The sequence below is a fragment of the Coprococcus sp. AF19-8AC genome, from assembly GCF_003603115.1.
Classification (GTDB): Bacteria; Bacillota; Clostridia; order Lachnospirales; family Lachnospiraceae; genus Coprococcus; species Coprococcus aceti.
Window position 1 is genome coordinate 360,004 of sequence record NZ_QTMI01000002.1, and the last position, 12,519, is coordinate 372,522.

Here is a 12,519-nt window from a genome sequence, read left to right on the forward strand (position 1 = left end):
CATCACACAGGCAAACTGCGAAACTCATAACCTGAATTATAACTTGATGGTTTCGCAGCGCCCCCCTAGATGAAGTCGAAGGTCGCCTGTTCATAGGAAAGTTCCTGATATTCCAGCTCCTCCTGATCCGTCTTGCTGGTGTAGTCCACCACTACCGTTTGCTGCTTTCCGCCCACCATCTGCTGTCCCAGGATATAGTTCACGTCAAAGCGTCCGGTGATGGCCGGTGTCGCGCCACGGGCAGGTACGATGAGCTGCACATGATTAGCTGCCAGCATGGCAAATATAGGCTCCCATATGTATATATCCTTCGCCGCACCAAACGGGTTGTCAATAAATATTGTTTTAGACTGTACCGACTCCTCCGGTGCCAGGCTGTACATTCCGGCAATGTAGTTGATGACAGCAACCAGGAACTGGATGTAGATACCCTGCGACTGTCCTGTACTTCCAACAGCCTCCTCATATCTGAGGTAACGGCTCTGTTCCTTTATCCTCTCTCTCTTGTAGAGGTTAAGTCTGATCGCATTCATATCTGTGACCATGACACCGAACAGCTTCTTGAGTCCCAGACAGTCACGGATGTACTTGATCCTCTTTCGTTCATCCTCGTAGGCATCCGCACCCTTCACTATGTCATCTATATAGTCAGACATCCTTTGCTTCACAAATTCATCCTTCACATAAGGTATAGTTAGATCGACCATCTTGATCACATCATCGCCCACCGTGATACGTGACAGCTTTGGAAGCTTCTCAAGCTCAGTCTTCACATCCATACATCTCTGTACACACTGGTTCTCGAAGTTCTCCTTAATGGCAACCATATCCTCGATGCCCTTCTCAACACGCTCCTTCTCCAGCTTGATGAACTCAATGATCTGAAGAAGATTTGCCAGAAGCTCCTTTGCCTGACTGTAGGTATCCGGAACCTGCACATCCTGCCTGATCGTATTGGCCATCTCGAATACTCCCATCTCCACTAGTGTATCCGCCGTCTGTCCCTTGAATCTCATGATCTCATTCTTTGCGCGGTCAAGGGCTTTCATGCTCCTGTCGTACTTCATGAGGCTTGTCTCAAATAACTGTCTGAGGGTATCCATGTCCTCATCAAGCACATTTCCACCTGAGACATCTATATCGTTGGTATCGATGATCCTCTTTACGTCCTTATACAGATCCACCATGAAACCATACTGCTTATAGTAATCGCTGTACGCCTTCTCAGCTTCTTTGAATATGCGGTTCATATCCGCAAGCACCGCATCTCCATTGGCTATGGCTGTATCTGCATCGGCTGCAGATATCTCCTCACGCACATAGCTGCCATCACCGTATGTTCTATTGATGTTCTCTATCGCATACTCTATGCTTCCCTCAAGCTTGCTATACGCCTTCTGGTCAGCCTTCTGCTGCTGCATCAGCGACGCCTCTATCAGTGTGAGCCTTGCCAGCTCATCGTCCATCTCCCTGAGATGGTCCTCTGACGTCGGATAGAGCTCTCCTGCCCCGGCAAATACCGCCATGTCAAAGCCTCTCTTCTCTATGGTCTTCTGTATTCTGTCCATTGACTTCTTCAGCGCATCCATGAGTTTCCTCTTGTCCTCAAGATCCGGCGCATGCTCCTTTGAAACCGCCAGCATAGCCATAAATTCCTGTTCAAGCCGTTCATCTGAAATGTCCAAAGTCTCCTTGTATTCCTCCGGTATTCCGTCCAGCCATGCCGCAGCAGCCACGCCTGCACCATCTGTATTTTCAGCAACTCCCGCATTCTCAGACTTCGGCAGATACGGTTCGAAATACTCCGTCCACTTGTACTGGATATCCTCTATATTCCTTGTAAGCCCCGCAAGCTTTGACTCAGTCTCTCCAACCGTCGTCGACCACTTCAGCACATCGCTCTGAAGTCCTGACAGCTTTGCCACAAGGTCAGACTTCCTCTGCTTATACTCGGCAAGTCTCTGCTCCTCCGGTCTTGCAAGATCCGACAGCTGCTCTATCATGACAAATGTCTGTCTTCTGTCAGATTCCTTCTGCTGACTCTGCTGCAGGTCTCCATATCTCTCGGTGTTATTCTTAAGCTCCGTCTCTGTAACCTTGATCGATGTCTTAAGCTCCTCAAGCTCATCCTTCTTATCGAGCAGTGCCTGGTTCAGCTCTCTCTCCCTGTCCTCGGCACCTGTATATCTCGCATCCACAAGCCTTGTGACAAATGCAAGATCCTCCTGATAAGTCGCAAGCTTCTCATTTATCAGACTGATCTCCTCCGTGAGACCTGCTATCTTATCAGCATTTGCCTTTCTGGCGTCCTCTATGGAGTCCTTAGACATGAAATATTTCCTGTCTCTTCCTATGATAAGCATGTTCTCGGCGGGAACTATCGCTGAGTCTGAAAGCTTATCCATATCGTACACCATTACACATTCACTGCCGGTGTCTATCGAACCGAGATTTATATCGTCCTCCAGACTATCAAATCCCTTTGTCACAACACTGTACGGCAGGTATGGATTTGCCTGAAGCAGCTCCTCCTTTGTATCACCCGGGAGTGCCGACAGATAATCCGCACCATGCATGGCCATGAGCCCATGTCTGGTGGAGATGTAGTTTATCACAGTCTCAGCACCCTCCGACGGCGGAAATGGTCTGCCATCCTCATAGCATTTCGCAAGCTTTGTCAGTCTGTCGATCTCCTGCTGGCGCTTGATCGTCTCTGTTATGGTGCCCCTAATCCTGTCATTTATAAAACCTGTTATATCCTGTGGATTCTCCACAGAGTATACTGCCATGATGCTGTCGAGCTGACTTCCCGACTGCCTGTACGCCTCGGCGTCAAGCCTTGCATCCTCGCAGCTTCTCTCCAGCGCATCATACTCAGCCTGCACAGTCGTCAGTCTGTATCTGTCATCGTACAGCTTTGTCCTGCCATCTGCTATGGCTATCTCCAACTCTGTCATCTCAGCAAGTATCCTGTCAGACTCCTCCTGAGCCTTGTTCATCATATCCTTCACATCACCCACTACGAGCAGGTTGACTGATGCAGCCAGCTCACTTATTCGGGCACTTATCTCATCAATCTTGGCTGTGGCATCAGCGATATTATTCTCCGCCACCGCCTGGGCGATCTCGCCCTCCCTCATGACCTTTCTGCAGTACTCCGCCTCCTCAAGTGCGTGATCATAGCTGGTCTGGGCCTCTTCCCTTGCCGCCATGAGCTCTGCAAGCTTCTTCTCATCACGGATGCGTCTGTTGTACGCATACACCGCCATCTTCTCACTGGATGATCCGATGTTGTTTCTTATATTGTCGACTATCAGTCTGCTCTCTTCGTACTGTCGCTTGTTCTCCCTGTATACAAGGTAGTCATTTACACTCTCCTTGTAGCCGATCTGGTTTTTCAGCTCCGCAAGCTTCTTCTCATTGTCCTCTATCTGCGTGACAGTGTCATCCATCTTGCGGTTCATGTCCTCAAGGCGCAGATAATCCCTGGTGACCCTGAGATTTGCCAGACGCTTGTTCTGCTGTTCCATCTGCTCCCCCGCGTCAGCCTTTGCCTTCGCCAGCTCCTCCATATGGGTGTCGCCCTCCTGTGTACACGCCCTTCCTGTGGCATACACATCGGCCAGGCCCTTACATATCCTGTCGTTGTCCTCGTAGAGACCTATGCATGAGTTCACCTTGCCCTCGAGCACATTTATCAATTCTATCTGGTGGTCATAGTTGGCTATGTCACGCTTTCTCTGTGCCAGAACGTTCAGCTTGTCCTTGATGTCGAGAAGAGTCTCTGCCATGGTGTCTTCCTCACCGTTTCGTCCTGTCTTTGTGGCAAATGCCTTCTCTATGATCTCCTCTATAAGCAGATCCTCCACGACCTTCCTTGTGGTCCTGTAATTTGTTTCAAAATACGTTCTTACGTGCCCCTCTGTCTTGTTGATTCCACGTATGATTTCCCAGTGGCTCTCGTGGAGACCATAGCCGCTTATAAATCTCTGGTACTCGCCCTTCTTGTCAAATACCCTGACCTCCAGACTCATATCCCTGTGTCCGAGATCCTTGAGATATGTCTTTAAACCGTTGAATGTGATCCTCTCATTACCCTCCGACAAAGGAAGGTTCACTATGTCATTCTTGTTATATTCCCTGTAGAAAATGCAGTAATTAAAATACTCTATGGATGCAGTGTCCTTCTGTACCTCCCCGGCATCCGCAGCATCCTTCGCCTTTCTGGCACAGAATCCGGTGGTCATGTATCTGTAGCCATCCTTTATATCCGCCTCGTCAAGCTTCCACTCGATCAGCGAATGGATGACTGTGTTGCCGCCGCCCGCACGGAAAAGCTTCTCCACAGGCTGCTTCTCATCCAGAGTACAGTTCGGTATCAGGTTCTGAAGGAGCAGAAGCATGAGAATACTCTTTCCTCCTCCATTTGCCAGATCATACAGCGTGTTCTTGCCATACATTCTCATGGTGAAGTCATCGTACTGCTGTGTACCAAAGTTATATTTTACATTGTTGACCCTTATCCTGTTGATACTAGGCATCCTCTTCTTCACCTCCAAGCAGCTGATACAACCGTCCTCTGTATTCCTCAAAATAGTTCTCCGACAAAGCTTTCATCCTGTCTGTCGGATAGTACCTGTCCGCATTCTCCACAAATAACCGCTGGGCCGACATGAAGTTGAACACCAGCTTCACATAACCCGCCCGGGATGCCTTGGACGCCCTGGCGCTGTCGCCCTCCTGATTGCCCGTCACCGCCGGGAGCTCATCCCACAGGAGCGCTATCGCCTTGAAGCTGTCCTGCTCCACCTCATCAGTTGACAGAACATCAAGCTTCTTCGTTATGTCCGCAAGATATTTGCTTGTCTCATCTATAATGTTCTCTGACTTCACATACTCCCTGAACTGATAGCTGGAGGAATCCTTGTAAAAATAGAGAAGTGTCATATACATAATGAAGTAACACAGATAGAGCTCCTTGTTCAGACGAAGTCCCAGAAGCTTCTTCATGTCGTCATTCGTATAGCCAAATACCCTGTTGCCCTCTCCGGCTGTTATATACAAGCTGTCATTGTACTCGTACAGTGACAGGTTCATCTTCTTCATCATATTCATGACGATGTCGTACACCTCGGCATTGCCGTAGAATTCATCGTACAGCGGGCCGTTGTCGGGATGCTTCTTGCAGATCTCCTCACCTGATATTAACTTGGAATATATCTCTATCGCCTTGTCCAGATTCTTACTTTCCATCTTTTTCTCCTATTCTCCGTACAATCACTCTCAGCTGGTTTTGTTAAACTGAATTCCCGTAACGTACATGTCCTCGCCAATCTGTATCTCTTCGTCTGGATGGAATTCCAGTGTAAATGTCATGCCTCTGAACGCATCCAGTGTGAGTTCCGGTGCATACATCTCACGGGAGAGACCAGAACCGCCATGCCCCATATCACCATCGGTCTGATTCTGCAAAATAGCAATACCTTTGCCAGTTTTTATTCTCTCTATGTGATCTACCAGCATTCCCTCCAGCATAGTGTCCGGCTTTGCCAGTATCTCATCCACACTGTACCTGTCCTTCTGTGCCAGGTGTGTGAGGAAGGAATAGTAATCCTTGTTGTCATATATCTCCTTGCCAAACTTCACCTCCAGGATTCCATTAAATTCCTTGAGACTCAGGTGTCCCCATTTGCTCAACTGGTCAAGGAGTTCGTGGAACAGTTTTGTGAAGTTGGCACTTATCTGCTCATCGAGCAGTTCATCTTCGTAACGGAAGTTCGGATCTAGCTGTTCCTTCTTCACCTTTGTGGTCTTCGCATTGTCCTCGGACTTCAGCGTGAGCATGTGATCTATGGATGTCATGCTGAACGTTTTCACGATCCTCGGAGCGAAGAGAGGCGCAAGTATGGTGAGTATCTTATCCGGTCTGTCCTCTTTTATGATACTCTGAAGCTGTCCTGCAAAGTCAAATGCAGGTCTAAGCTTCTGAAGCTTCGCCTTGTGTATAATATTGTCCGATATGTTCTGCAGCTCCATTGTGCTGCTTATCAGACTTCCGTGCTTGATGATGGTCCTCTTGAGTTCAAGCTCAAGCTGGCTTATCTCCTCCATAGCTTTCAGGTTGCCCTTGCCCATATTATCATAGCTCGCCTTAGTGATCGCTTTGTCCACCAGAGCTTTGTTCTTGGCAAAGAGCTTCTGCTCGTCAGCGAACCATTTGCCGACGGTCTTCATATAATTCTCGTACTCCTCCGCGCCCTTGAACACGTCGATGGACAGAAGATTTACTATCTCATCCTTCTCGCGGATCAGCCTGTTCACCTCGCTATTGATCCTGCGCACGACCTCGATACCGCCACGGAAGTTCTCTCCAACGATCATCTTTTCCAGAAGAAGCTGCTGCACGTTGATCTTGCTCTCGTCCTTGATCTCCTTGGTGTCCAGATAGAATTCGATTCCATCCGCAGTGATGAAATACAGGACCTTGCCATCCACTATATGGCTGTCTATCAGCTTCACTCGTCCCGTCTTGCGCTGCTTCTTTCCCGGATCATAGAACGTGAATTCAAATGCTCTTCCGTCGTTCTTGATCTTGTCAAATATATACATTATCAGGTCAGCCCTGTCATCTCCCGCGATCTCCACATCGAAATCACGGTCAAGGAGCTGCCCCATGAATTCCTCATATTCATCGTATGACACTTCACGCTCATTGAAGCTGTTCTCCTGAATAAAAAAACGCAGAATCGCCATGGTTATATAACCCATGTCCAGCTGTGCATAACGACCTTCCTTATACTGCGCAAATGTGGTCTCAGCCAGAACAAAAAACGGGTAATATTTCCTCAGATTCTGCATTCTTGCATTATGTTCTTCAATTATGTCATTTATCATCACGTATTTGAGTGCCATGTTTTCTCTATCTCTGTACTTTCCTGATTATAATAGATCTTATACCATATACTTTTCCTGATATATCTGCCCATATTCTGAGACACATATCTTCTCTATCCGCATATGGACACACAGATTTAGTATACCATGACACTTTTGTTCACACAACGATATTTATCTTCCGTACTTCAGCTCATTTATCGATCTTCCACACACTGTCAACATGAATTCCGTGGCACTCTCACTGTTCTGTCCCACATCATTCAGCCCGACATATCCCGGCTGATAGCCCTCGCAGTCACCCTCTATCTGAAACTGGACTGTGACCGTCACCTGCTGCCCCTTATATGTGGCATTCCCTTCAAACTGCACTATCTGACTTCCGTCCGTCGCGACAAATGCCTGCCAGTGTTCATCGCTGCAATAGGCATCCAGACCATCCCCATAGGTTGTGTCTCCATCCGGGAATATCTTCTGTTCCTTTATATAATCTATCCTCTTATCCGGAAGATCGGCTGCATCTTTGCCGATCCCCGCCTCACCGATACCTGTCACGCACATGGACAATGTGAGTATGACTGCCAAAAGCTTGCAGAATTTGTTCTCCCTAAACTTCTCCCACCGCTTGATATTCAGTGCAAATGCAAGGATTCCTCCCACGATCGCACCACCCACATGCGCATAGATATCTATATTCTTCTCATTTGTATACAGAGCATATATGACCACAACAACTATGGATATCATCATATCTTTTCTGCTTGCTTTCCTGTTGCCCATGAATGTCAGGAACACAGCAGCACATATGATTCCGAACACCGCCCCTGATGCTCCTATAGAGAAATGCATTCTGTCAGGATCAGTCATATGATACACATTCATGGATATGATCCCGGCAACAATTCCTGATACAAAGTATATGATAGTCGTCCTCAGGGAGCCAAGTTTTCTCTCCACCGTGGAGCCAAACATATATAGTGCAAACATATTGCCAAAGAGATGATCAAAGCCAGAATGCAGGAACATCGCCGATATAAGTCGTCCATACTCGCCATTCAGCTTCACGTACTGATAGTTGAGTCCACCGGTTCTGGAGTAATTGTCCACACCGATGCACATGATGCCAGCTATGACATTTGCCACTATCAATGCAATCGTAACTATAGGGATCGTCCTCTTTATCTGTGGCTGCGGGGAAGCTCCACCGCCCATCTGCTCAGATCTGATCACATATGCTGTGTCCTGGTCAATATCCTGCTCAAATCTCCCATAGTCATCATGTTCAAAGCCATAGCCGAAATTGTTTTCTTCCATATAATACTCTCCTGACAATGCCCCCCACGGCTGGCATCCACATACTGTTCATTGTTTTACACGATACACTGTTTTTCCACCTTGCAGTACCATTCTTCACACCTTTTTTCTTAGTCGAATACTCTCTTAAGTACCTCGTCCTCATACAGAACCTTCTTGGCAAGTTCTCTGTAGTTCTCCTCGTGAAGGTATGTGTGTCTGTGAGGCTTGATCTGAGGAGCCATGTCTATCGCCTTTGCAAAATCCTCTCTCTTGAGGTCAAGTGTGGCTACATAATCCCAGAAACCAGTCTTTTCAAATATTGCATTTACCCTGACATATCTGTGATCCTGGACAACAGCCATGATATATGTGGCAATTCCCACCTGGATTCCATGGAGCTGTGGCTGTTCAAGCATCTTGTCAAGTGCATGTGAGATCAGGTGTTCACTTCCGGATGTCGGTGTGCTTCCGCCTGCAATCTCATTAGCAACACCGCTCATGGCAAGGGAATCGAGAAGCTCCTTCAGGAAGAGGTCATCCTTGATCGTCTCAAATGGTGTTCTGACGAAACTGTTCACTGCCTTCTTCGCTATCATAACTGCAAAATCGTTCATCTCAGAGTATCCCAGTTCAGACTCGAAGAGCCAGTCATAGAGGGATGTGATCTTGGATACCATATCTCCGATTCCCGAGTAAAGGAATCTCTCCGGTGCAGACTTAATGATCTCCGTATCCGCTATGATTCCGTATGCCATCCTTGCAGGCACCGAGGTACGGCGTCCATTTACCATAAGTGATGCGCTGGCACTTGAGAATCCGTCCGATGACGCCGATGTCGGAATACTTATAAAAGGAAGCTTTCTGAGATATGCCGCATACTTTGCCACATCAATAACCTTTCCTCCGCCGATACCCACGATCACCTGGGCCTTCGCATCTATATCAAATGCCAGCTTGATTATATCCTCTATATTGGTGGAATCCAGCTCTCTGTACTCCACAACTGTCACATTTTCTTTCTTCAGAGAATCCATGACCTGCTGTCCAAACATGTCTATGAGTCCATTTCCAAAATAAATAACAGCATTCTTCATCCCGGAAGCACTTATATATTTGCCCAGATCATTCAGGGTTCCCTTTCCGATCTTAAGAATGGTTGGTATTGCTATATGACTTCCTGCCATCTGTTTATCCTCCTAAATACATTTCTACCATTATACATTATATGATCAGCAAAAATAAACAAGACAATACACATTTTGTCTCATACCTTTACTTACCTTTCTAATTTCTAACCATGTCTGCCTTATGCTGTTTTCATATCCTTTAAATTTCTTACAGCATCTTCATATTTTTACCCGAAAAACACATTTTCTACACAACTTCTCCAAAATTAGAACACATTTTCTCGGTATATTATTAACTGTAAACAGCGAGAGCGTAAGCGAGTTGTTTACATCCCCTTTTTCATAAACGACTGCAACACCCTCCCCTCACATAATGTAGTTGCAGTCACTCCCTTTTAATACAAAAAGAAGAGGCTGCCAGAGATGGCAGCCTTTTCTTTTTGTATTCAGATAATTTATAATTACTCACTTCTGAGCGCTATAACAGGATCCTTCTTAGCTGCAAGTCTCGATGGGATAAGTCCTCCGATCAATGTCAGTATAACGCTGATGATTACCAGCATCACTCCACCCTTCCAAGGAAGCGCCGATACACCGGCAACGTTGATATAACTCTCTATCACCTTACTGATCGGTATATTGATCAGCACCGTCACGCCGATTCCTATGAGTCCTGAGAAGAGACCTATTATAAATGTCTCCGCATTGAACACTCTTGAGATATCCTTCTTTGAAGCTCCTATGCTTCGCAGAATACCAATCTCCTTTGTTCTCTCAAGAACTGAGATATATGTGATTATTCCGATCATGATGGATGAAACTATCAATGAAATTGCCACAAATGCAATGAGTACATAGGTTATCGCGTTGATGATCTTGGTCACCGATGACAGCATGATTCCGATGTAATCAGTGTATGTGATCTCCTTGTCAGGATAATCCTCGTTGTACTTGTCTATAAGCTTTGTTATCTCGTCCTTATCCGCAAATTCTGCACAGTAGAGGTTGATGGAAGCCGGCTTTGCAAGCTCTGCATATCCAAGCTTTGACATGTTATCCTCATAAGTAGATGTTGACTCCTGGAAGAAACCGTAACCCTTGAGCATATCGAAGAGCTGATCCTTGGTCATGGACGCCATCTGTGCCTGCATGTCCTCAGTAACCTGACCTGAAGCCATAAGCTGCTGCATAACAGAATCCATATCCACATCATCCGCTGTCAGTTCCTTGCCATCTGAAAATGGCATTCCTGTAAATATGTCAGTATCAGGATTATCCATCTGAGCCTTGAGTACATCTGTCTTCTCGTTCTCTGAAACTATGTAATTGGCAAGCTCCGATGTGTAACCTATATATCCCGGCTGCATGGTAGTTGCATACGCTTTATCCGAAGCCCTGATTACTGCCGACACCTTTACTTCAAGGCCCCCGGCCACTGCAGACTTCAGAAAATCAGCATCAGAACTCATATCTGTGTATGTTCCATCATCATTCTTCTTGTACAGATTGCCCGGAAGCACAACCTTAAACTTGAGATTAAGAAGGTCATCGTATGTAAACACCATCTGCTCAAGCTCCGGTGCCTCTCCGCCAGCAAGTATGGTTGAAACCATATCGCTCAGTTCCTTTGAATCCCTAAGTCCAAGAGTATACAGTGTAAAATCACTTATCTCATTGTTCTTGTCGACGACAAGTACAACCTCGTTCTTGTTCTCAGGCCAGTGTCCTGCCAGTACATCGTACTGCTGCTTAAGCAGAGTGTCATTGTCAAGCATCTGTGTCCACATGTCCATTGATGATGAGCCGTAACTAAACGCCGACATGAAATCTGCCGTTGACTCCTGTGCCTCCGCCATACCTCCAAATCCCATATCTGCCATTGTGGTGCTTGGATTTACCTGGGCAACACCGCCATTTGCACTGTTCTCGTTAAACACATATAATGGTGTATCATATGTGTATGTTATATCACTTGTATACTTGGTGAAGCCGTTTGCATCGTCTTCTATATAATTCTTAAATGACTCAAGGTCGTTCTCCTTCACATCTGACACCATGGACACGAGCATGTCTCCCATGATATCTCCCGAATATATCTTGTCCTCGCCAGCGTGATTGTGATCTGAATTCTCCTCGTTGTTACCTACCATCTTTGAGAGCAGCTCATTGTAATCCATCGCTTTCTTTGTTATCTGCACTGGATATGTGGCAAGTGTCTCCTCCTGTACATCGTTTATGTACTTCTGGAATCCAGACGATAGCGACAATATAAGTGCTATTCCTATGATTCCTATACTTCCGGCAAATGCTGTTAAGAACGTTCGTCCCTTCTTTGTCATGAGGTTGTTCAGACTCAGCGAGAACGCTGTGAACATACTCATGGATGTCTTTCTAGGTTCATAACTTCCGTCATCCTCCTTTGCTTCATCCTCATCTGAAAATGGATTGGAGTCATCTATTATATTTCCATCGAGGAGCTTTACGATTCTTGTTGAATACTGCTGTGCCAACTCCGGGTTGTGCGTGACCATAATAACCAGCTTGTCCTTGGCTATCTCCTTGAGCAGTTCCATGATCTGAACACTTGTCTCTGTGTCAAGTGCACCCGTTGGCTCATCCGCCAACAGAATATCCGGATCGTTTATGAGTGCTCTGGCGATGGCAACTCTCTGCATCTGTCCACCGGACATCTGGTTTGGTTTCTTGTGAATCTGATTTCCCAGACCAACCCTCTCCAAAACCTCCTTCGCTCTCTTTCTTCTCTCTGCCTTTGATACTCCAGACAAAGTAAGCGCAAGCTCTACATTTGACAGTACCGACTGATGCGGTATCAGATTGTAGCTCTGGAATACAAATCCGACTGAATTGTTTCTATATGAATCCCAGTCTCTTGACTTGAAATCCTTTGTCGACTTGCCATTGATAACCAGATCTCCACTGGTGTACTGATCCAGTCCGCCCACTATGTTCAGAAGCGTTGTCTTTCCACAACCCGACTGACCAAGTATGGACACAAACTCATTTCTCCTAAAGTTCACAGATACACCCTTAAGTGCCTGAACAACTTCATCACCAGTGTGATAATCCTTCACGATATTCTTAAGCTGAAGCATTACGTCCTCCCTTTTTAAGATTATATTGTGCAAAAGCATAGTAAGGTGCTTTGCGCCACGTCTGTGTGCATACACATAACGTATTATGT

6 protein-coding genes are annotated in these 12,519 nt (G+C 46.4%); all 6 read right to left on the minus strand.

Going from position 1 to position 12,519, the window contains the following annotated elements:
• Window positions 1-65: 65 nt before the first annotated feature.
• Window positions 66-4,592, minus strand: coding sequence for a hypothetical protein (locus DWX57_RS06440; RefSeq protein WP_243106181.1), 4,527 nt, complete (start codon window positions 4,590-4,592; stop codon window positions 66-68).
• Window positions 4,534-5,253: a DUF6063 family protein gene (locus DWX57_RS06445; protein WP_004852816.1), complete on the minus strand. Its 720-nt coding sequence runs from the start codon at window positions 5,251-5,253 to the stop codon at window positions 4,534-4,536. The genes DWX57_RS06440 and DWX57_RS06445 overlap by 59 nt, the downstream gene beginning before the upstream one ends.
• Before the next feature lie 30 nt (window positions 5,254-5,283).
• Window positions 5,284-6,912 (minus strand): hypothetical protein, encoded by a 1,629-nt coding sequence (locus DWX57_RS06450; RefSeq protein WP_118017054.1) that lies wholly within the window; start codon window positions 6,910-6,912, stop codon window positions 5,284-5,286.
• 156 nt (window positions 6,913-7,068) lie between these two features.
• A complete protein-coding gene (locus DWX57_RS06455) occupies window positions 7,069-8,208 on the minus strand; it encodes a rhomboid family intramembrane serine protease (RefSeq protein WP_120123269.1) in 1,140 nt (379 codons plus the stop codon).
• Between the two features lie 110 nt (window positions 8,209-8,318).
• The gene (locus DWX57_RS06460) at window positions 8,319-9,374 is read right to left on the minus strand and encodes an iron-containing alcohol dehydrogenase family protein (RefSeq protein WP_055146022.1); all 1,056 of its coding nucleotides are present in this window, start codon (window positions 9,372-9,374) and stop codon (window positions 8,319-8,321) included.
• 404 nt (window positions 9,375-9,778) lie between these two features.
• Window positions 9,779-12,430: an ABC transporter ATP-binding protein/permease gene (locus DWX57_RS06465; protein WP_120123270.1), complete on the minus strand. Its 2,652-nt coding sequence runs from the start codon at window positions 12,428-12,430 to the stop codon at window positions 9,779-9,781.
• Between the last annotated feature and the right edge of the window lie 89 nt (window positions 12,431-12,519).

Excerpts from the sequence above, each read along its gene's own strand:
- DWX57_RS06445 (WP_004852816.1), bottom strand. The coding sequence starts at position 5,253 with ATGGAAAGTAAGAATCTGGACAAGGCGATAGAGATATATTCCAAGTTA.
- DWX57_RS06450 (WP_118017054.1), bottom strand. The coding sequence starts at position 6,912 with ATGGCACTCAAATACGTGATGATAAATGACATAATTGAAGAACATAAT.
- DWX57_RS06455 (WP_120123269.1), bottom strand. The coding sequence starts at position 8,208 with ATGGAAGAAAACAATTTCGGCTATGGCTTTGAACATGATGACTATGGG.
- DWX57_RS06460 (WP_055146022.1), bottom strand. The coding sequence starts at position 9,374 with ATGGCAGGAAGTCATATAGCAATACCAACCATTCTTAAGATCGGAAAG.
- DWX57_RS06465 (WP_120123270.1), bottom strand. The coding sequence starts at position 12,430 with ATGCTTCAGCTTAAGAATATCGTGAAGGATTATCACACTGGTGATGAA.